The following is a 20118-nucleotide window of genomic DNA, read 5'->3' on the forward strand; positions in this document are numbered from 1 at the left end:
GGGAGAGATTTAAGCGACTGCCCAGTATGCCACATGCGGCGTTAACGAGCGTAAATACTTAAGTTCAGGGTGGTTTAGGCTAAGGTACTTGTGCAGAAATACAACAATCTTCGCGTGCAAAGGATCCATCCACGGTGAAAATTTCCCACACACTCGGCGCGGGCGTAGTCAGCGTACTCGCCGTGACCCTGACCGGATGTAGCGTTCTCCAGCCGGAAGAAACCGGCCTGGGGGACCATATCACCGTCTCCAGCTCCGAAGAGGCCCCGTACGAGGCCAAGGACACCGACGATAAGGAAGTTACCTCCAACCTGGCCGAGCCGGTAGAGGATAAGGGCCTGGGGGTGAGCTGGGAGTTGCAGGGTGTGTATACCGATAGCAACTCTGGTGGCACCGTAGTGACCATTCTGCTCAAGAATAAAAACGATGTGCCCCTGCCTGTCGACGCCTTTGAGGACCCCACCCTGGAGCGCGCCGATGGTAATGGCGGCTGGGCCAAGATCAATTCCTTGCCCTATGACAAGGAATCTGCCCCGGGCGTAGAGCCCCCGGGACTCGATCACCCGCTGGGTGCAGGCGCTTCGGTCAACCTGCAGTATCGCTTTGACGTGACGCCTGGCAACCTGTGGAATGCGCGCTTGCACATTGGCAACGTGACCTGGGTAGGAGACCTTAATCTATGACGGAACTTGTAGTCTTGGCCTCTGCCGAGGGCGAACCCATCGGCACCGCTCCCAAGGCCGAAGTTCATACCACCGATACTCCGCTGCACTTTGCTTTCTCCGCCTGGCTAACCTGCGGCGGCAAGGTGCTGGTAACCCGCCGCGCGCTGGGTAAGCTCACCTGGCCCGGCGTGTGGACCAATGCCTTCTGCGGCCACCCCGCCCCCGGCGAGGAAACCGCCGATGCGGTCCTGCGCCGCGCCTCCTTTGAGCTAGGCATCGCGCCTTCAGATTTATCCGCGCCGCAGCTTATCCTGCCGGACTTTTCTTATCGCGCGGTGGATTCCTCGGGCACGGTAGAAAATGAAATCTGCCCGGTATATACCGTCGAGCTTGCCCCCGATGCGCATTGGGAGCCCAACCCCGAAGAAGTAGATTCCTACCAGTGGGTCGAACCAGCACGGCTTTTTGCTGCCGCCGATGCCATGCCTGGCGTCTTTAGCCCGTGGATGATTGATGAGCTAGCGGACGAAAAGCTACGTGCTGCGCTGTAATTAAAGCTCGTCGTCGTTGTAGAAGGCTGCGGCCACGTAGTCCAAGGTGGCATAGGCTAGGCGGCGCTCGCCCGTATCCAGGTCAAATTCCAGCACCTGGTGGTCATCGCCGTAGCGGGGGAATCCGGGCTCGCCCGTGGTGGCAAACTGGCGTAGCCACTCGTTGAGCTCTTCGGCGGGGGTTTCCTCGCCGGCCTCGTTCCCGCTTCTGCCAAACAGCGGGCCCAATTCCGCACAATGCACCGCAGGGGAATCGGTGCGCGTAAACTCCATCATCCACGTCGGGCCCGGGGAATGCGCAGCCACCTGGGCGGTCCAACGGCGCACTGCGGCATCACCGATGAGACGGCCCATCGGCCGCTGCGGGTCCACGTAGTGCGCCAACTGCCGCCACTGCTTGAAGCGCCCCTGCGAAATCCCAAACTTGGGTGAAAGGTAGCTGGTAATAAAGCCCGCCAGCGCCATCTTGTCAATGCGCTGGGCTTGGGGCATGTCATAGAACTCATCGCGGGTAGACGTCACCACGATAGGGATATCCGCCAATTCTTCGGCGCGCAGTGGCGCAGGGCCCAAGGCGACATCGAAGCGATATTTCTTGCGGAATTTGGCATACCCCTTGGCCAGCGATTCCGGATCCATTTTTTCTAAAGCCTCGCGCGTTACCGGCACGCCGAGGGCCTTGCGCAGGTCGGTGACGCGGTGCTCAAAGCGCTCGCGCGGGAAGGCCGGCGAGAGCGCCAGCACGCGGCGGAAACCGCCCCGGAAGTGATCACGGCGTGCGAGCCACAGGCTTATCGCCGCCCCGGCGGATTGGCCCACCAAGGTGATATTGGTCTTATCGCCACCAAAGGCCTCGATATTGTCCTGTAGCCACTCCAAGGCCAAGAGGCAATCATCGATGCCGCGGTAGCGGTCCGCCTCGTCGCCGTCGAAGCGTGCAAAGCCGGCCAAGCCCACCCGGTAACCCACGTGGACCTGGATTACCCCGTGGCGGGCATTCTTCGTTCCCGAAAGCCGTGGATCTTCGTGCGAGCCGTGCTCAAAGCGCCCGCCGTGAATATAGACCACGACGGGGCAGTCGTTGGCATCGGCAGGAGTGGTAATGGACAAAGCGATATCTTCTGGGTGCGGCTCGCGGGCATCCTGATCGACGCTGCGATCAAACGGCTCGGCAGGCGAGTAGGTGCTGGGGATGGTGCTATAGCGCACCGAATGGAAATAGTGCAGGCCATCGCGGCGCACGCCGGTGATCCGGCCGGAAGCGGTGGCGACGGTAACAGGAATCTGGGCGCTTGACATGTCAGCCAGACTACCGCGAGCAAGTAGGATAAGTAGCCATGGAGTGGTTGACGAGCTTGGGCAGCACGCTATCGCAATTGTTGGTGCAAGCGCCCGTGTGGATTCAAATGGTCATCGTGGTGGCCATCGCCGTGCCACTCATGGTGGTCGTAGCGTGGTGCCTGATGTGGGGTGTCGATTACGTAGCCAACCGAGGCAAACGCATGATTTCCCAGCAACGCAGCCGCAGCACTAAAGTAGACCACCATGGCTGAGGAAAATAACGAGCGCGCACGACAAGAGCGCGCTGAGCTGCGCGCTAACCCCCGCGAGGGCCTGTGGGACCCCGAAGCAAAGCGCGCCGGCCAGTCATCCGCCTCGGCGGCTACGCCAGGTGCACAGCCCGTAAAGCGCAAGCGCGCCCTGCCCAAATCCCGCGTCTCTCTCACACTGTGGACGATGATCGCGCTGGTCATCGTCGTCGCCCTCATTGGCCTGTGGACCTAAACCCGCTCCACCGCCGCACCAGCGCCTAGGCCCAGCGTTAGGCCTTCCGGCTGGTGGCTGCTAAGCGCTGGAAGAATTCCAGACTAGGAAGATCCTCAATGAGCAGGGGAGCGCCGTTGGTATCACATAGCGGCACGCACCAATTGGGATAAAGATCGTTCGTGGTACCTGGCTGATTTTGTGCGCGCACATCACCCACCATGTCCACCAAGCTGGTGCACGCGAGAGCCGAAGGTGTACCTGCGATATAGCGATGCAGCGCTACGCTTATATCCTCCTCCGCGCCGCGAGAAGCGCGCTCATCCGGATCTACGAGGTAATCGCGCTGCGGCAAGAGGCCGCGATCCGCCACGGTGCCGAGTACACGGGCCTGCCACTCGATGTCATCGCGCTGCTCGTCCTCCACCGATCGGGTCAGCACGCCTAAGCGCGCGCGGAGCGAGATATGATCGCCGCGCAGGTACGCCAAGGTCGGTGGCAGATCGTGCGTATTGACCGAGGACAGCGCCAGCTGGCGGTACTTTTCCTGTGGCAGTGGAGAGTAGTTATCATCGTCGCGTTCAAACCATACGATGGAGGTACCCAGCACCGCCTTGTGGGCGAGGACATCTTGTACCCATGGCTCCACGGTGCCGAGGTCCTCACCGATGACCACCGCACCGGCGCGCTGCGCTTCTAGTGCCAAGATGCCCACCATGGCCTCAAAATCATAGGAGACATAGGTGCCCGTCAGCGGGCTGGCCATGCGCGGGATCCAATACAGGCGGAAAAGGCCCAAGATGTGGTCCACGCGCACCCCGCCGGCATGGCGCAGCACGGTGGAGAGCATCTCGCGCCACGGGGCATAGCCCGCGGCGGCCAGGCGCTGCGGGTGCCATGGTGGCTGCGACCAATCCTGACCTTGCTGGTTGTAGTCATCCGGCGGGGCGCCTACCGAGCACTGCGGCGCCAAATACTCTGTGAGGTTTACGGCATCGGCGCCGCCTGGGTGCACACCTACGGCAAGGTCAGTCACCAGGCCCAGGCGCATGCCGGCATCGAGTGCGCGCTGCTGCGCGGCGGCCAGCTGCTCATCGCACAGGAACTGCAGCCAGGAATAAAAGCGCGTGAGCTTGTCCATGTCCAGGCCTTCGGCATGGCGCTGGCCCGACTGCGCGGCGGCGTCTTGTTGCGCGCACCAATACGCGAAATCGCGCAGGCCACGGCCCTCCTCGCGGGCGTAGCGCACGAAGGCCTCTTCGCGCTCCGGGGAGGGCTGGTAGTTAAAGAGCTCGCGCAGCACCTGCAGTTTGGCCTCAAAAATGGTGTCGCGCTCTATTTCTTCGGCGCTGCGGTTGCGCTGGCGAAACTCCTCCGCCAGCTCGCGCACATCATCCTGTAAGTCCTCCGGTAGGAGCTTGAGCTCCGGGATGGATTCGATGTGCAAGTAGAGCGGGTTGATAAAGCGCCGCGTGGTGGGCAGGTACGGCGAGTCCTCGACCGGTGGTAGCGGCTCGGCGGCATGTAGCGGGTTGACCAGTAAGAAATCCGCGTGCGGTGCGAGTGTTTCAGCTAGCTGCCCCAAATCTTGGAAATCACCTATTCCCCAAGAAGACTCCGAGCGCACCGAATACAGCTGCGCCATTACGCCGCTAATGGGGCGCTCCACAAACTCATCGGCCGTAGAAAGGCGCGCCGGGGTGATAATTAGCGGGCAGGCATGCGTGCCGATGCCCCCGGACTCCAACACCAGCTCGTGGTATCCCATGGGCAGATCGCCTGGGAGGTGGAAGCTCGCCTCGCCCCAAAGCGTGCCATCGACGTTCGCGTCCGGGGCATCATTGGGATCCTGGTAGACCTCGCGGGTGCCTCCTTCCTTCAACTCAATGTGTACGTTGGCGGCATCACCCGCGTGCACGTGGACCACGAAACCGCGCTCTTGGCCTTGGGGCGCGACAACGCAGTGGGGTAGGGGCTGGGAGGAGCGGTCCAGGTAGTCGTCGTAAAGCAGCTGCGTTAGCGCCGCATCGTCCGGATTGTCATCGATGGCCACGCCCAAGGCGCGCAGGGTATAGGCAATAGTGTCGTCAGCGACGTGGACGGGGAAACCAGACTGGGAGGTATAGCTGGTGGCCACACCGTGGCGCTGGGCGAGTTCTTCAAGCAAGGCGCGGGTAGTCACAGGCCACATTGTGCCACGGGTGCAACGCGCCCGCTGGGGAACAGATTGGTACAGTAGGCGGAGATTAATAATTAGCTGTTCGAAAGGACATCGCGTGACCCTGCAAGAAGTCCATACCCCAGCCCAATTTACTATCGAGCCGGGCGAAACCTGCCTGACCGCCCTAATGGACACCGCGAAGAAGCGCCCTAATGGCGTCATGTTTACCCGCCCGGCTAACTACGAGTGGGTTAATGTCACGGGCAAAGAATTCATCGATGAGGTCTTTGAAGTAGCCCAGGGACTTATCGCCCTGGGCGTGCAGCAGGGGGACCGCGTCGCCCTCATCTCTGCTACCCGCTATGAGTGGTCCCTGCTGGACTTTGCCATCTGGGCTGCGGGTGCCGCTTCCGTGCCGGTCTATCCCTCTTCGTCGGCTTCCCAGGTGCGCTGGATTATTGAAGACTCCGGTGCCGTGCTCGCCATTACCGAAACCCGCGAGCACTCCGAGCTGGTTGAAAACCTAGTGCTGCAAGAAGACGGCGAGCCCAATCTCAAGGGCTCTCCCTCCCAGTTGCGCCGCGTTCTAGAAATCAACTCCTCTGCCATTGACACCCTCAAGTTCGAGGGCCGCGGCGTGGCCGCCGAGGAGGTCTACGCCCGCATCAAGGCCACCTCCACCGACGATCTCGCCTCCCTGGTGTATACCTCAGGCACCACTGGTCGCCCCAAGGGCTGCATCTTGACCCACCGCAACTGGCTGGCCCAGACCCGCGGCCTGTGCACCAATCCCATTGGTATCTTTGCCGTCCCAGGCAGCCATACCCTGACCTTCCTGCCGCTGGCGCACGTCTTTGCCCGCGCGGTATCCATTGCGGTAGCCATGCGCGGTGCCTCCCAGAACCACTGGTCAGACTTTTCCACCATTTCCATCGAGTTTGCCCGCTCCCGCCCGAACGTCATTTTGGGTGTGCCACGCGTCTTTGAAAAGGTGCGCAATTCTGCTGCTGCTAAGGCGGCTGATTCTGGCATCAAGACCCTGCTTTTTGAGCAGTCCGAGAAGGTCGCCATCGAGTACTCCAAGGCTTTGGATAAGCCGGAGGGTCCGGACCGCCTGCTGAAAGCCAAGCACAAGATCTTTGACAAGCTGGTGTACTCCACCATCCGCAATGGTGTGGGTGGCAACGTGAGCTACTGCATTACCGGTGGCTCGGCCATGGGCCATGACCTGCTGCATTGGTACCGCGGTATCGGCATCCCGGTCTATGAGGGCTATGGCTTGACCGAGGTCGCCGCTGCGGCCGCGGTGGACTTTGTGGATCAGTCCATCGGCACCGTTGGCCCGCCGATGGGTGGCGTGACCTTCCGCATCAATGATGAGGGCGAAATCTGCATCAAGGGAGATATCGTCTTCCACGGTTACTGGAATAATCCGGAAGCCACGGCCGAGGCCCTCGAGGATGGCTGGTACAACACCGGCGACCTGGGCGAGATTGATGAAGACGGCAAGCTTGTTATCACTGGCCGCAAGAAGGACCTCATTGTCACGGCCGGCGGCAAGAATGTCTCGCCTGGCCCGATGGAGGATATCCTGCGCGGGCACCCGCTTATCTCCCAGGCCATGGTGGTAGGCGATGGCAAGCCTTTCGTTGGCGTGCTGCTGACCCTGGATCCGGATATTTTGAAGCGCTGGAAGCTGGACCACAATATTCCGGAGAATCGCTCCATGCGCGAGCTGGCCACCGATCCGACCCTGCGCGCGGAGCTGCAGGATGCCATCAACCAGGTTAACGCCACCGTCTCCCATGCGGAGGGCATCAAGAAGTTCTACATCCTCGAATCTGACCTTACCGAGGAAGAAAACGAGCTGACCCCCACCATGAAGGTCAAGCGCAACGTGGTTTCGCAGCGCTACGCCGCAGCCATCGAGCACCTGTACAAGCGCTAGGCTGCGCGACGGGTACGCCCGAGGGAATTCCCTCGGGCGTTTCTTTATGCCCTGCTTGCCGACGCCCCCTTCTGCAGCTCACCCCCACCATCCTCACCCCAGTGCGGGCGAACCTGCCATAAACCTGTGAATGGTTTCGGAGTGTCGCGCGCTCGCGGCGGTGGATCTCGCATAAAGTCATGAGGCGTTACAGCAAACCTCAACCTCTACTAGAGGTTAGAAATGAGACCGTGGAAGGAGTGGCTCGAAGCCAATGCACAAAATCGCCGCCGAGCTGCGCCACCGCGAGCTTACGCAAGAGATTTACAATATCGGCGACGAAGTCGCAGAGTACCTCGAGCACCTCATTGAAGCCATCGAGGATTGGGACGAAGAGTTGTGCATGGATTGCCTGGCTGAGCTAGGCGATATCGTTGAAGACGCCCGCGTTGACTCCGGCCGTTGTGTAGGCGAGCTGATGGGCCTGCGCCAAGCCCTGGTCTCCGGCGTGCGCTCCGGCACCATTTCCGCCGCTTCTTCCGGCGTGAACGACGTGGAAGAGCCGGAACAACTGACCCCGCGCCTATTGGACGAGCGATTCCCCATCTCTAAGCCCATCGTGGTGCACGAGCTGGCCGAGTCCCTGCGCTCTCGCACCCAGGCCGTGGCGGATTACCTCCGCGAGGTAGTCGAGTACGTGCTCGCGCAAACCGACGCCGTGGCCCGCAACCTCGACATGGTCTCGCTGCCGCACTTGTACAAGCGTACCGGCGAGTCCGCCCTCATTGCGGTCCAAGCGTGGAAGCACACGGTGCTGGATACCCACCCGGCCTATGTCCGCACGATGCGCGGGCATAACCCACCGCAGTTCCTAGAAGAGCGCGCCCGGGTTGCCGCGGTGGTGGAAAAGGTCCGCGCTAAGCGCGAGGCGGCCCGCCGGGCTACAACTGCATAAACCACATAGACTTCCTTGTTTCACGCAAGGGGATGTTCACGGCCACCGAGATTCCCTCTCTCGGTGGCCGTTGAAGTTTTCTGCGCTAGGGTGCCCCAATTCGGGGAAGCATTTAGGGAAATTTTAGGTTAACAGCCGTTCCATATAGCTTTTGTTATGCCTGTTCAGCGGCTTGGGTGCTATATCCAGCGGTATTGTTGCTGAATCAACCTTAAAATCTAAGTAGAAAATACTCTCAACGCGCTATAGGGTAATCCCCGTCCCAGCGAGCGCCGTAGCCTAGCACCATCCACACCCGGCGCGCGTAATTAATTTCTTCAACCACATCTACAGGGAGTCAATCCATGGGCGCACGCCGAACTTCTCGCCTCATTGCCAGCGCAGTGGCCGTAGCCACCTTCTCTTCCATTACCGTTGTTCCTACCGCCGTCGCAGCCGATGACACCACCTTCGTCGAAGAAAAGACCACCGACGATACCGTAAGCCTCAACGGCATCGAATTCGATGAGGACGGCAACCTGCTGGAGGAAAACAACGCCGGCGATAAGGCGATGGAAGAACTCGACGCAGAAGAAGACGCCGCCGAGTCCATCACCCCGTACGCCGTAGACGGCGCGGAGGAGACCGCCGAGGCTCCGGCTTCCAAGGAGTCTGCAAAGCCAACCACCCTCGAGGAACTCGCACAGGCTGAGGCCTCCAACGGCGACGTCAACGTCAAGGTGGTCAAGGATGAGCAGAAGGACAAGCTTGTTTGTGAGGTGACTGATGCCCCTGACAAGGAAGGCAACATGCTCGACCTCAAACTTGCCTTGGCTAAGGCCTTCTACGATGGCGGCGAAAAGATCCTCAAGACTGTCTGGGAAATCATCCCGGTCGTCGGTGACCTGGTTCCGTCCGACTTCATTGACAAGATTTCCGGCAAGACCTGGGACGGCATTGCCAAGCTGGTCAAGGAAGGCGAAAAGGACAAGACGGTTACCTGGGACCTCTCCCGCGCCCAGGGCATGGCCATCGGCCGCATCGACAACGCCGATGCCGACGTTGATATGAACAACCCGGATGCCGCTAAGAAGACCGTCTCCGGCCTGCTTAAGTTCGCCGACGGCGTCTTTGGCAAGGGCACCACGGTAGTCCTGAAGCTCTTCAATGCAGCCGTTACCATCGCAGGCCTGGTTCCTGGCGCGGGCGTAGCTGGCGACCTGAAGCTGAGCAAGGACCAGCAGAAGAGCATCGAAGACTCCCTGAACAACATCTCCACCGCAGCTTCCGATCTCGCGGCCGTAAACGCCCCGGCTGGCCAGCTGTGCTCCGATATGCTCAACGGTAAGAAGGCCAAGGACCAGCCGTCTGAGGAGCCTTCCTCCGAGGAGACCACTTCCGAGGAAGCTACTTCTGAAGAGACCACTTCCGAGGCTCCGGCTTCTGAGGATGCTACCTCTGAAGAGACCACCCCATCCGAGTCCGCAGAAGAGACCTCCACCGAGGAGACCTCTGCAGAAGAAACGGCCACCGAAGAGCCGACCTCTGAGGAATCCACCGAGCCTTCCGCTACCGAAGCTGCGGTTGTTCCAGGCAAAGACGGCCAGGACGGAAAGGACGGCCAGGACGGCGTAGATGGTAAGGATGGCCAGGATGGCCGCGACGGTCGTGATGGTCGTGATGGTAAGGATGGCGAGAACGGCCACGATGGCCGCGATGGTCGCGATGGCAAGGATGGCCAGGACGGTAAGGACGGCCGCGACGGGCGTGATGGGCGAGACGGACGTGACGGCCGCGATGGCATCAACGGTAAGGACGGCAAGGACGCAGACATGTCTTCCGTCGCAGGGTTCTCCTTCCTGGCTGCGCTCGTAGGCGGCGGCACGGTGCTGGGCATCCTGTCCACCATTGACTACCTCTACACCCACGGCATGCTGCCGAAGAACAGCGTCCCATGGCGCATCAACCAGTAAGACCTTCCTGTTGAGGCATTAGCTGGAAACAGAAAAGCCTCCGCGAGCATAAGCTCGCGGAGGCTTTTCCTTATTGCGGGCGAAGTTTCGGTGGATTCTCTTGCGAGGCATTCGCCATCGCCCACCCTTCGCGCTCACCGGCGCAGCGGATTCCGCGGCGAAAGCGCCGCTGGTGAGCGCGAAGGGCGGGGTAGAGGAAGGCGGGAGGCAGGAAGCGTGGACTTAGGCAGAACGCGCGGCCTTTTGTCTGGCGGAGATGGTGGAAACGAGGTCGCTCAGGAAGCGAGTGGGGTGGTCGATGAGCTGCTGAGGGGTATAGCAGAGAACGGTGAAGCCGGCCTCGCGCAGACGTCGGTGACGCTCACGCTGATGGGCAAGCGCCTTCGCGGGGATTATGTCGATGAGGTAGGCGTTGTTGATGCATAGGGCGGTCGTGATGCCGGGCAACGCGGTGAACGACGCCTCGAAGAACATGGGCCAGGGGAAATCGGCCTCAATGAGGAGGGCGCGGGCGAAAGACTCGTAGGGAGAGCGGGAAAGAGGTGAGGCGTGGTGGATTACGGCACGGACGATGCAGCTATTGCGCACCCGGCCCATGCGGGCAAACTCTTCCTTGAGGTCTTCCCGGCTGAGGCCGGAACGCAAAGCCGAGTCGGCGGCGATGAGGCCGTCGGTGAAGCCGTGGTAGCGGGCGACGTCGATAACCGCGCGGGCCTTGGAAACGCAGCGGGTGCCGTCCACGAGGACGGGCTCGGGAAGGGAAGCCTTGCGATAAATGCGCTCGGGATGGCGGCGGTCCTTGTGGGGAAGCGTATTGGTGGGAAGGGCCATTTCAATCTTTTCCTCGGCTGTGGCGATGACCCACAGTCCGTGCACGCGGGCGGCGGACTTGGAGATGAGCACCGCGGTATAGGCGCTGCGGGCGGCGGCGATGGCGCGCAGGCGTAGCTGGGAGGGGAAGTCGAGGTAATGGTAGTGATCGCGCCGGACCGCGATGCGCGGTGCGAGTTTGAGGTAGGTGCCGTTTTTCAGGTCGGTCCAGAAGGTGGGGTGGTTGGCGCGGATGGAGTCGATATTGGTCAGTGGTGGTGTCATGCCTCCTAGGAAAGGGCACGCTGCCGGCCGGCGCGAGGAGGTGGCGGCCGGGCCTGTGGATAACAAGGCCGCAGGGAAAGGCGAGTGAGCGAAGTGGCGGCTGGGAAAGTTACGGCCACAGTTATTCACAGTCGGGGGCAACAGCCCTTGCGAGTGGGTGCAAAAACGGCAAAGCCCGCGCGGGCTACAAAGAAGCGGGCGCGGGCGCGGGCGAGGTCGCGGCAGGAACTAGACGGCCGGGGGAGGGGTGACCTTGTCTAGCTGCTCGGTAATCTGCGGCCATAGCTGGCCCATGATGTCATCCCAGGTAAGGATCCATACGGCATTGTCCTTATCGGCCTTGCCCACCATGACAAGCTGCTCGTTGCGAGCGCGCATATGGTCCAGAGTCTTCTGGACGGTGGTGGAAGAAGACACGGACAGGGCAGGGCGGGAGAACTCGAGAACCGGGGTCTCTGGTTCTGCCAGCAAGGTATCGCGCACGTGGACCACGCGCGGGACGCGGGAGTCCTTAGGGAAGACCAGCACGCGCATAATGTTCTTGCGCACAACGAGGTCTTGGAGGTCTTCCACGGTGGCGTCGGAAGGCAGGGGCACTACCTCAGAGCCATGCTCGCGAGCCATGGCGCCCACGGTGGAGTTTTCCAACTCGATGACATCAGAAATCTGGTTAGCAGACTCATCGTCCAACGCACCGGTCTCGCGGGAGTGCTCGACCAAGGTGCGCAGGGTTTCGGCGTCGTAGCCGGCCGCACCGGCGCGGTCGACAGGCTCTTCGCCGGCTAGGGACACCATTTTGTTGGCCATGACGTTGATCCACTTCAGCAGCGGGCGGAAGATCCACACGAAGCCACGTGCGGGGATCGCGATGAACTGCAGGGCGGTCTCCGGGTGGGTAATCGCCCAGGACTTCGGCGCCATCTCACCCAGCACGAGGTGAAGGAAGGTAACTACGAAGAGTGCGAGGAGGAAGCTAACGACGTCGGCAATGCCCAGCGACAGGCCCGCGGCCTCCAGCGGTGCCATGAGCAGGTGGTGCACCCAGGGCTTGGTCACAGCGCCTAGCACAAAGGTGGCGGCGGTAATGCCCAGCTGCGCGCCGGCGAGCATGATGGTCAGCTCATTGAGCGAGCGCAGGCCGGCGCGGGCGGTGCGGGAGTTTTCCGCATCCTCTTCCAAACGGTTGCGGCGAGCGCCCATCAAGGAGAACTCGATAATCACAAAGAAGCCGGAAGCGGCGATGATAAGCAGGGTAACGAGGAGGTTAAACCACCAAGACTCGGTCATTATGCATCCTCCTTCTTAGCGTCATCATCGGAGTGGTCGGAGTAATCCTCCACCAGCTCGATGGCAAGGACGGACGGCACGTGGCGGTCCACCTCTTGCACCCGCAGGCGGATGGAGCGAACGGGCGCCTCATCGTGGTCCACCCAGTCATCTGGCTCGGCTTCGAGCTGGATGGTGTGTTCCTCGCCTACCTCAGGCAGCGCACCGGAGTGGGCGATGATGAGGCCGGCGACGGTCTCAAAGTCGCCCTCAGGCAGGTCGTGGCCGATGGCGCGCTCGATCTCATCAATCGGCGTATCGCCATCCACCACCCAGTGGGAATCGTCCTGCTCGGTGATTTCCTCGGTTTCTTCGATATCGTGCTCATCGGTGACATCGCCCAAGATTTCCTCGGCCAAGTCCTCCATGGTCACGATGCCTACGAAGCCACCGTATTCATCGATGACACAGGCCATCTTCTGGTCACTATCGCGCAGCTCGTCCACCACATCCGGCAGCGGCATCAGCTCAGGGACCACCACGGGTTCCTGCATGATACTGGTGGCCTTAGTGGCGGCGGGAAGGTCACTTCCCAGGACGTCGATAAGATGCACCACACCCACTGGGTTATGTTCGTCATCGATGACGGGGTAGCGCGTGTGGTCGGTAGACATCATCTCGCGAACCTCACCAAGGGTAGTGTCCGGATCAATGACGTCCACGCGGGAGCGCGGGATCATGGCGTGCTCAACGTCGTGCTCAGGGAAGTCCAGCAGGCGGTCTAGCACCATATAAGTATTCTCATCCAAGTCTCCGGCCTCGTGGGAGGAATCCACGATGGATTCCAAGTCATCGGCGGTGGCGGAGGAGTCCACGTCTTCTACCGGCTCGATGCCAAAGATCTTGAGGATGGCATTGGAAGAATACTCAAAGAAGTGGATGAGCCAGCCGAAAATCCGCAGGTAGATTTGCGTGGATGCGGCCAGCCAGCGCGCCGTCTTCATGGGGGCGGCGATGGTGTAGTTCTTGGGGAAAAGCTCCGCGAAGAGCATGGTTGCAATCGTGGAGATGAAAAGCGCCGCGATGGTGCCCACGGTGACAGACACCGCGGACGGAACACCGACGCCGCCGAGTAACGTCCCTAGTCCCTGGCCTACGAGCGGCTCCGCGACATAGCCGATGAGCAGGCCGGTAATCGTAATACCAAGCTGCGCGCCGGAGAGCATGAAGGAGGTCTGCTGGGTAATAGCCAGCGCGCGCTGTGCCGTTTTATCCCCCTCAGCAGCCTGGGTCCGCAGCTGTGTGCGGTCCACGGACATGAAAGAAAATTCCTGGGCCACGAAGTATGCATTCGCGACGATGATGAGGCCAATGACTACGAAGCCGGCCAAGATCATCACAATAGCCGATAACATGATTTACTCCCCACCGCCTAGAAGGAGGTAGGGACATCGACTCGGAGGTTCCACTGAGGGTGCCTTTCTACTTGGGAAGATGGAAACATACTACATGCTTAACCCCCATTTCAGCCATTTTGTTCCCGGCCTATTAGGGTTTTATCCATGACTGAACCCTTCGGGCTGTATATCCACGTTCCCTTCTGCGCCACTCGTTGCGGGTATTGCGATTTCAATACCTATACTCCGGGCGAGTTGGGCAGCCCGCGCGATCTCACCGGGCCTTATCTGGATGCCTTGGAGCGCGAGCTGGAGTTGGCGGCCGCGCGCGTAGGCCGCCCGGCCGAGACCGTCTTCATCGGCGGCGGCACGCCTTCCTTGCTGGGCGGGCAGGGGCTGACCCGGATCCTCAATACCGTCCGCTCCACCTTCGGATTGGCGCCAGGGGCGGAGGTCACCACCGAATCCAACCCGGAGTCCACCTCACCGGAGTATTTTGCCCAGCTTGCCGACGCCGGCTATACCCGCATCAGCCTCGGCATGCAGTCCGCATCCCCCGGCGTCCTCCAAGTCCTCGAGCGCGCCCACACCCCCGGCCGTGCCTTTGCCGCCGCCCGCGAGGCCCGCGCCGCCGGCTTCGAGCACGTCAACCTGGACATGATCTATGGCACGCCCACCGAAACCGATGACAACGTGCGCGAGACGCTCGACCGAGTGCTAGAAACCGGCGTAGACCACGTCAGTGCTTATTCGCTCATCGTAGAAGACGGCACCCGTATGGCGCGCAAGGTTAAGAAAGGCATCTTGCCCGCACCGGACGAGGACGTGCTAGCCCGGCGCTATGAGATGATTTCTACCACCCTCGAGGCGGAAGGATTTGAGTGGTACGAGGTCTCCAACTGGTCCAAGCCCGGCGGCGAGTGCGAGCACAATCGCATCTACTGGGTAGATGGCAACTGGTGGGGCGCAGGCCCCGGTGCCCACTCGCACTTGGGCAACGAGCGTTTCTTTAACGTCAAGCACCCCTCGCGCTATATCGACGCCCTCGGCCGCGGAGAGCTGCCCATTAAGGAAACCGAAACGCTCACTGAGGCCGACCGCCACATGGAGAAAATCATGCTCGGCCTGCGCCTGCGCGAGGGCATCCCGGAGGCCTGGCTCGATGCCCACGCTGCCCCGGCCCTCGAGCGCTTCATCGGCCGCGGTTTGCTCGAGCGCGCCGGCGATCGCGTGCGCATCACCAAGCCCGGCCGCCTGCTGGCCGATGGAATCATTACCGATCTCCTCGTCGCCGAAGAAACCTAATTCTCGTTTCCAGACCTTTAGACTTAGTTCAGTAGAAACCAAACCCGTTAGTTTTGACTCAGTCGATGAGAAACCTGTTATTCCGCCATTTTCTTGTTAGTCTTTTGCCGTGACTGGTGGACTGGTTCCTTCAGGCGCAAGCTTCTTCCAAGCTCGCTGGGATCGAGCTACGCCAGCTGAAAGGGACTAGCTCAGTGCCATGGCAGCCTTAGGCGATGGTTCAGCGGAAACAAAAGAAATCGGTGAACGCCTGGGGAAGGATAATAAGGCTCTTGGTCCGGTTCGGGCTAAGCTCATAAACAAAGGTCTCATTTATTCCCCTGAGCACGGTAAAGTCCGGTACACCGTCCCGAATTTTAAAGAATTTATCATTCGCCGAAGCGAATAGGAGCGCCATAGTGTCTACCTCAACCGATGCCCGCCGCAAGGAAGTCCTGCGCGCCATCGTGGCGGACTATATTGCCTCCCAGGAGCCCGTTGGCTCTAAGTCGCTCTTGGAGCGCTACCAATTGGGCGTCTCCTCGGCCACCATCCGCAATGACATGGCCGTGCTCGAATCCCAGGGCCTTATCTCCCAGCAGCACGCTAGTTCCGGCCGCGTGCCCACCCAGCAGGGCTACCGCCACTTTGTCGACTCGCTGCATGAGGTTAAGCCGCTGTCGGCCCCAGAGCGCCGCGCGATGCTCAACTTCTTGGAAGGCGGCGTCGACTTGGAGGACGTGCTGCGCCGTTCGGTGCAGTTATTGGCGCAGGTGACGAAGCAGGCGGCCGTCGTCCAGCTGCCCAACCTCAAGGTCTCGCGTGTTAAGCACTGTGAGGTCGTGGCGCTGTCCCCGGTTCGCCTGCTGCTGGTGCTTATCACCGATAACGGCCGCGTGGACCAGCGCAATGTGGAGCTCGATGAAATCATCGACCAGGACCAAACCTTCCGCCTGCGCGACATCGTCAATAGCGCACTAGTGGGCAAGACGCTTAGCGACGCCTCCGTGGAGCTCGCCCACCTCGTCGACGACGCCCCCTTGGATATCCGCCACCACGTGCTCAAGGTGGCCACCACCCTCATCGAGACCCTAGTGGAGCAGCCCTCCGACCGGCTGATTATGGCCGGTGCTTCTAACCTGACGCGCGTGGCGCGCGAGTTTCCGGAAGGATTGCCCAAGATTATTGAGGCGCTAGAAGAGCAGGTCGTCGTCCTCAAGCTGCTTGCCCGCGTGCCCGATCTGGGCAACGTCTCCGTGGTCATCGGTGAGGAAAACGAGGAAGACCAGCTGCGCCAAGCCTCCGTGGTGGCCACGGGCTATGGCCTGGGCACCGGCGATGAGGTGGCCACACTCGGCGGCCTTGGCGTGGTGGGGCCTACCTTTATGGATTACTCGGGAACAATTTCTAAGGTCTCTGCCGTTGCACGGTATGTGAGCGAAATTTTGGCCGGCGAGCAGTGCGAGTAAACTGGCTGGCCGCGCATTATTTTTTCAAGTTAACCCCAACAAGACGAATTAGAAGGAATATCTCTTACAGTGGCTCGTGACTATTACGGCATCCTCGGTGTTGATAAAAACGCAACTGACCAGGAGATTAAGAAGGCCTACCGCAAAATGGCCCGCAAGTATCACCCGGATCTGAACCCGGATGATGACGCTGCCGCGGAAAAGTTCCGCGATGCCGCGCTGGCCCAGGAGGTCCTGCTGGATCCGCAAAAGCGCCAGATCGTGGACATGGGCGGCGACCCCATGGAGCAGGGAGGTGGCGGTGCCGGCGCCGGCGCCGGCGGCTTTGGCGGCTTCGGTGGCGGCGGCCTCGGCGATATCTTCGCCGAATTCTTCGGCGGCGGTGCCGGCGGTTCCCGCGGCCCGAAGTCCCGCGTCCAGCCGGGCAACGATGCCCTGCTGCGCACCCGCATCACCCTGGAAGAGGCCTACACCGGCCTGAAGAAGAAGGTCACCGTGGATACCGCGGTGCTGTGCGATAGCTGTGGCGGCACCGGCTCCGAGTCCAAGGCCAAGCCGGTTACCTGCGATAACTGCAATGGCATGGGCGAAATCCAGGAGATGCAGCGCAGCTTCCTGGGCAACGTCATGACCACCCGCCCGTGCCCGAAGTGTCAGGGCTTTGGCGAGGTCATCACCGATCCTTGCAATCACTGCGCCGGTGACGGCCGCGTGAAGAAGCGTCGCGATCTCACCGTGAATATCCCGGCCGGCATCAATGATGGCATGCGTATCCGCATGGCCTCCCAGGGCGAGGTAGGCCACGGCGGCGGCCCGGCCGGCGACCTCTATGTTGAGGTCCACACAGAGGAGCACCCCGTCTTCCAGCGCAATGCTGATGACTTGAACCTCACCGTGCGCGTGCCGATGATCGATGCCGCACTGGGCACCAACTTCACCATCGACCAGCTAAGTGGCGAAGAGCTCACCATCGATATCGAGCCGGGCACCCAGCCGGGCGAGTCCATCAAGATCGAAGGCGCCGGCATGCCGCGCCTGCGCACCGATGGCTACGGTAACCTCTTTGCCCACGTGGACGTCGTTGTGCCGAAGGACCTGGACCGCAAGACCCGCGAGTCCCTGGAGAAGATCCGCAACTCCCGCGACGAGGGCGCCCGCGTGCGTACCACCGGCGATGGTCAGGAGGAATCCTTCTTCAGCCGCCTCCGCGATAAGTTCCGCCGCTAATGTCGCTGCCCGTCTTCATCCACCCGGACCTTTCCGCCGCGCGCACTGGCGAGGCCTTCAGCTTCTCCGGCCCGGAGGCCCGCCATGCCGTGACGGTCAAGCGCATGAGGGAGGGCGAGCGCCTCGAGCTTATCGACGGCACCGGTATCCGCCTCACCCTCACCATCACCGCTACCTCGGGCAAGGACTCCTTGGAAGGCACGGTCGACTCCATCGACACCGCGCCCGAGCCCACCCCGCGCGTGACCGTGGTGCAAGCCATCCCGAAATCCGAGCGTGCCGAGCTCGCCGTGGATCTCGCTACCCAAGCCGGCGCCGATGAGATCATCGCCTGGCAGGCGGACCGCTGCGTGGCCAAATGGGACGGCAAGAAGGCACCCAAAGCAGTGGCTAAGTGGCAGGCGGCCGCGGATTCCGCGGCTAAGCAATCCCGCCGCGCCCGCATCCCCCAGGTGCGCGGCCCGCTGACCACCCCGCAGCTCGTTCAAGAGCTCACCGGTGGCCGCGACGGCGCTTCCTCCAACGCCCCCACTGTGCTCGTGTTGCACGAGGAAGCAACCGTCTCCATCAAGGACGTGCCGCTGACGGGCGATGTTGTCCTGCTAGTCGGGCCCGAGGGCGGCATCGGGGATGACGAGCTCGATCGCCTCAAAGAAACCGGTGCCATGCCTATCAAGCTCGGCCCGGAAGTGCTGCGTACAGCGAGTGCGGCAATGGTGGCGCTGGCGGCAATCGGCATGCGCACCGAGCGTTGGTAGGCGGCGCTGGTAGCCTAAAGCACGTGCCTATCATCACGAAGAAATGTGAGCTAGATTCCGCCTACGTCAGCAGCGTGCTGGGCAGCGCGGACGATAACCTGCGCGTGCTCAATAACCGCCTAGATGCGGACCTTTTTGCCCGTGGCAATGTCGTCACCGTCACCGGTCCCGATTATGAAGTGGCCCGCGCCGCCAAGATCCTCGACGAGCTCGAAGCCATCGCTCGCCGCGGCCACGCTGTGTCTACCGATACGGTCAAGCACACCATGGACATGGTGGCCGTGGAGGCGCCGCAGTCGGTGTCGGCGGCGCTGGCGGCGGACATCGTCAAGCGCCGTGGCAAAGCCATTCGTCCGAAAACTGTGGGCCAGTCCGAATACGTGCAGGCCATCGACGATAATACGGTGGTCTTTGGCATCGGCCCGGCCGGTTCCGGCAAGACCTACCTGGCGGTGGCCAAGGCCGTGCAGGCGCTGCAGACCAAACAGGTCTCGCGCATTATTCTCACTCGCCCGGCCGTGGAAGCAGGGGAGAAGCTGGGCTTTTTGCCGGGCACGCTCAATGACAAGATTGACCCGTACCTGCGCCCGCTATATGACGCCCTGCGAGACATGCTCGACCCAGAGATGATCCCCAAGCTCATGGAGGCCGGCATCATCGAGGTCGCCCCGCTGGCCTATATGCGCGGCCGCACGTTGAACGATGCGTTTGTGATTCTTGACGAGGCCCAAAACACCACGCCCGCGCAGATGAAGATGTTCCTGACTCGCCTGGGCTTTGGCTCCAAAATTGTGGTCACCGGCGATGTCTCCCAGGTAGACCTTCCACACGGCCAGGTCTCCGGCCTGCGCATCGTGCGCCGCATCCTGCGCAACGTGGAAGATATTCACTTCGCGGACCTGGGTTCCAAAGACGTGGTGCGCCACCAGTTGGTGGGGCGCATCGTCAATGCCTATGAAACCTTTGATAATAAGAAAGCCGCAGAATACGAGGGAATGGAATGAGTATCGAGTTTCTCAATGAATCCGGCTTCGAAGGCGTCAACGAGGAGATGCTGATTGACGTCGCCTCTTATGCCTTCGGCGCCATGGACATCAACCCCGATGCCGAGTGCACAATCACCTGCGTGGATTTGAAGACCATCGAGGATCTCCACGTGCGTTGGATGGATCTGGAAGGCCCCACCGATGTCATGAGCTTCCCCATGGATGAGCTCACCCCCGGTGCCATCGCCGGTGGCGGCCGCCCCGATGCCGCCGATCCCGGCCCGGCTATGTTGGGCGATATCGTGCTGTGCCCCGAGTTTGCCCTGCGCCAAGCAGAGGCCGCCGGCCATTCCCTGGGCCACGAGCTTGCCCTGCTTACCGTGCACGGCTGCCTGCACCTTTTAGGCTATGACCACTCCACCCCGGCCGAGGAAAAAGAAATGTTCGGCCGCCAAAACGAGCTGCTTGCGGATTGGTACGACGATGCGGCCGAGCGCGGTGTTTCCTATCAGCCCAAGCCCTCCGGCCCTAAGGCTTTTCCCGACGCCGCCGAGCGCGCCAACCTGGACAAGCAGGTTCCTGGCGGGGGCATCCCTGCGGTGGGAGAACCACAACATCGCCCGGAAGAATAATTTTTCGGTTTCTTTTGTGAGCGCGTGCG

General features: G+C 61.4%; 19 protein-coding genes. 14 read left to right on the plus strand and 5 right to left on the minus strand.

All coding sequences use genetic code 11. The features are described 5' to 3' along the window. The first annotated feature begins 134 nt into the window (after positions 1–134). Together BKN05_RS00535 and idi are read left to right on the plus strand one after the other, a co-directional pair. On the plus strand, positions 135–683 hold the full coding sequence (locus tag BKN05_RS00535) for a hypothetical protein (RefSeq protein WP_239274184.1): 549 nt from the start codon (positions 135–137) through the stop codon (positions 681–683). Further along, positions 680–1216: an isopentenyl-diphosphate Delta-isomerase gene (gene idi, locus BKN05_RS00540; RefSeq protein ID WP_286687647.1), complete on the plus strand. Its 537-nt coding sequence runs from the start codon at positions 680–682 to the stop codon at positions 1214–1216. Before BKN05_RS00535 ends, idi begins: the two co-directional genes overlap by 4 nt. On the opposite strand, the gene BKN05_RS00545 is transcribed toward idi, so the two are convergent. Then, positions 1217–2515 carry a carboxylesterase family protein gene (locus BKN05_RS00545; RefSeq protein WP_286687648.1) on the minus strand — a complete coding sequence of 433 codons (1299 nt, stop codon included), beginning with the start codon at positions 2513–2515 and terminating at the stop codon, positions 1217–1219. Positions 2516–2553: 38 nt separating this feature from the next. Here BKN05_RS00545 and BKN05_RS00550 point away from each other — a divergent pair, with 38 nt between their 5' ends. Together BKN05_RS00550 and BKN05_RS00555 are read left to right on the plus strand one after the other, a co-directional pair. Beyond that, positions 2554–2769 (plus strand): hypothetical protein, encoded by a 216-nt coding sequence (locus tag BKN05_RS00550; protein ID WP_198491888.1) that lies wholly within the window; start codon positions 2554–2556, stop codon positions 2767–2769. Beyond that, entirely contained in the window at positions 2762–3001 is a 240-nt protein-coding gene (locus tag BKN05_RS00555; protein WP_198491887.1) for a hypothetical protein, read from the plus strand. The genes BKN05_RS00550 and BKN05_RS00555 overlap by 8 nt, the downstream gene beginning before the upstream one ends. 37 nt (positions 3002–3038) lie before the next feature. Here BKN05_RS00555 and malQ read toward each other — a convergent pair whose 3' ends face one another. Continuing rightward, complete coding sequence (gene malQ / locus BKN05_RS00560; protein WP_286687649.1) at positions 3039–5162, minus strand: 4-alpha-glucanotransferase; 2124 nt, start codon at positions 5160–5162, stop codon at positions 3039–3041. 94 nt (positions 5163–5256) lie between these two features. Here malQ and BKN05_RS00565 point away from each other — a divergent pair, with 94 nt between their 5' ends. The 3 genes from BKN05_RS00565 to BKN05_RS00575 all read left to right on the plus strand — a co-directional run bounded on the left by BKN05_RS00565 (position 5257) and on the right by BKN05_RS00575 (position 9975). Beyond that, on the plus strand, positions 5257–7089 hold the full coding sequence (locus tag BKN05_RS00565) for an AMP-dependent synthetase/ligase (RefSeq protein WP_286687650.1): 1833 nt from the start codon (positions 5257–5259) through the stop codon (positions 7087–7089). 253 nt (positions 7090–7342) lie between these two features. Next, positions 7343–8023 (plus strand): hypothetical protein, encoded by a 681-nt coding sequence (locus BKN05_RS00570; RefSeq protein WP_005324183.1) that lies wholly within the window; start codon positions 7343–7345, stop codon positions 8021–8023. A gap of 344 nt (positions 8024–8367) precedes the next feature. Beyond that, on the plus strand, positions 8368–9975 hold the full coding sequence (locus BKN05_RS00575) for a hypothetical protein (RefSeq protein ID WP_286687651.1): 1608 nt from the start codon (positions 8368–8370) through the stop codon (positions 9973–9975). A 222-nt stretch (positions 9976–10197) separates the two neighbouring features. Here BKN05_RS00575 and BKN05_RS00580 read toward each other — a convergent pair whose 3' ends face one another. The 3 genes from BKN05_RS00580 to BKN05_RS00590 all read right to left on the minus strand — a co-directional run bounded on the left by BKN05_RS00580 (position 10198) and on the right by BKN05_RS00590 (position 13751). After that, positions 10198–11070, minus strand: coding sequence for a hypothetical protein (locus BKN05_RS00580; protein WP_286687652.1), 873 nt, complete (start codon positions 11068–11070; stop codon positions 10198–10200). A gap of 228 nt (positions 11071–11298) precedes the next feature. Continuing rightward, entirely contained in the window at positions 11299–12357 is a 1059-nt protein-coding gene (locus BKN05_RS00585) for a CNNM domain-containing protein (RefSeq protein ID WP_286687653.1), read from the minus strand. Beyond that, the gene (locus BKN05_RS00590) at positions 12357–13751 is read right to left on the minus strand and encodes a hemolysin family protein (protein WP_286687654.1); all 1395 of its coding nucleotides are present in this window, start codon (positions 13749–13751) and stop codon (positions 12357–12359) included. Before BKN05_RS00590 ends, BKN05_RS00585 begins: the two co-directional genes overlap by 1 nt. A gap of 147 nt (positions 13752–13898) precedes the next feature. Here BKN05_RS00590 and hemW point away from each other — a divergent pair, with 147 nt between their 5' ends. The 7 genes from hemW to ybeY all read left to right on the plus strand — a co-directional run bounded on the left by hemW (position 13899) and on the right by ybeY (position 20089). Further along, positions 13899–15038, plus strand: coding sequence for a radical SAM family heme chaperone HemW (gene hemW / locus BKN05_RS00595; RefSeq protein ID WP_286687655.1), 1140 nt, complete (start codon positions 13899–13901; stop codon positions 15036–15038). Positions 15039–15237: 199 nt separating this feature from the next. Next, on the plus strand, positions 15238–15426 hold the full coding sequence (locus BKN05_RS12690) for a DUF8462 domain-containing protein (RefSeq protein WP_193393085.1): 189 nt from the start codon (positions 15238–15240) through the stop codon (positions 15424–15426). A gap of 10 nt (positions 15427–15436) precedes the next feature. Next, positions 15437–16486 carry a heat-inducible transcriptional repressor HrcA gene (gene hrcA / locus BKN05_RS00600; RefSeq protein ID WP_023020999.1) on the plus strand — a complete coding sequence of 350 codons (1050 nt, stop codon included), beginning with the start codon at positions 15437–15439 and terminating at the stop codon, positions 16484–16486. A 69-nt stretch (positions 16487–16555) separates the two neighbouring features. After that, positions 16556–17713 carry a molecular chaperone DnaJ gene (gene dnaJ / locus BKN05_RS00605; protein WP_286687656.1) on the plus strand — a complete coding sequence of 386 codons (1158 nt, stop codon included), beginning with the start codon at positions 16556–16558 and terminating at the stop codon, positions 17711–17713. Then, complete coding sequence (locus tag BKN05_RS00610) at positions 17713–18471, plus strand: 16S rRNA (uracil(1498)-N(3))-methyltransferase (protein ID WP_286687657.1); 759 nt, start codon at positions 17713–17715, stop codon at positions 18469–18471. The genes dnaJ and BKN05_RS00610 overlap by 1 nt, the downstream gene beginning before the upstream one ends. Positions 18472–18494: 23 nt before the next feature. Further along, a complete protein-coding gene (locus BKN05_RS00615; RefSeq protein WP_239194127.1) occupies positions 18495–19475 on the plus strand; it encodes a PhoH family protein in 981 nt (326 codons plus the stop codon). Continuing rightward, positions 19472–20089, plus strand: a complete 618-nt coding sequence (gene ybeY, locus BKN05_RS00620; RefSeq protein WP_286687658.1) for an rRNA maturation RNase YbeY — start codon at positions 19472–19474, stop codon at positions 20087–20089. The genes BKN05_RS00615 and ybeY overlap by 4 nt, the downstream gene beginning before the upstream one ends. Positions 20090–20118 lie beyond the last annotated feature (29 nt).

The organism is Corynebacterium sp. S5S1 (genome assembly GCF_001913985.1).
GTDB classification, from domain to species: domain Bacteria; phylum Actinomycetota; class Actinomycetes; order Mycobacteriales; family Mycobacteriaceae; genus Corynebacterium; species Corynebacterium marquesiae.

Excerpts from the sequence above, each read along its gene's own strand:
- BKN05_RS00555 (WP_198491887.1), top strand. The coding sequence starts at position 2,762 with ATGGCTGAGGAAAATAACGAGCGCGCACGACAAGAGCGCGCTGAGCTG.
- BKN05_RS00545 (WP_286687648.1), bottom strand. The coding sequence starts at position 2,515 with ATGTCAAGCGCCCAGATTCCTGTTACCGTCGCCACCGCTTCCGGCCGG.
- ybeY (WP_286687658.1), top strand. The coding sequence starts at position 19,472 with ATGAGTATCGAGTTTCTCAATGAATCCGGCTTCGAAGGCGTCAACGAG.
- BKN05_RS00585 (WP_286687653.1), bottom strand. The coding sequence starts at position 12,357 with ATGACCGAGTCTTGGTGGTTTAACCTCCTCGTTACCCTGCTTATCATC.
- hemW (WP_286687655.1), top strand. The coding sequence starts at position 13,899 with ATGACTGAACCCTTCGGGCTGTATATCCACGTTCCCTTCTGCGCCACT.
- BKN05_RS00550 (WP_198491888.1), top strand. The coding sequence starts at position 2,554 with ATGGAGTGGTTGACGAGCTTGGGCAGCACGCTATCGCAATTGTTGGTG.
- idi (WP_286687647.1), top strand. The coding sequence starts at position 680 with ATGACGGAACTTGTAGTCTTGGCCTCTGCCGAGGGCGAACCCATCGGC.
- BKN05_RS00570 (WP_005324183.1), top strand. The coding sequence starts at position 7,343 with ATGCACAAAATCGCCGCCGAGCTGCGCCACCGCGAGCTTACGCAAGAG.
- BKN05_RS00590 (WP_286687654.1), bottom strand. The coding sequence starts at position 13,751 with ATGTTATCGGCTATTGTGATGATCTTGGCCGGCTTCGTAGTCATTGGC.
- BKN05_RS00580 (WP_286687652.1), bottom strand. The coding sequence starts at position 11,070 with ATGACACCACCACTGACCAATATCGACTCCATCCGCGCCAACCACCCC.
- BKN05_RS00610 (WP_286687657.1), top strand. The coding sequence starts at position 17,713 with ATGTCGCTGCCCGTCTTCATCCACCCGGACCTTTCCGCCGCGCGCACT.
- BKN05_RS12690 (WP_193393085.1), top strand. The coding sequence starts at position 15,238 with ATGGCAGCCTTAGGCGATGGTTCAGCGGAAACAAAAGAAATCGGTGAA.
- BKN05_RS00575 (WP_286687651.1), top strand. The coding sequence starts at position 8,368 with ATGGGCGCACGCCGAACTTCTCGCCTCATTGCCAGCGCAGTGGCCGTA.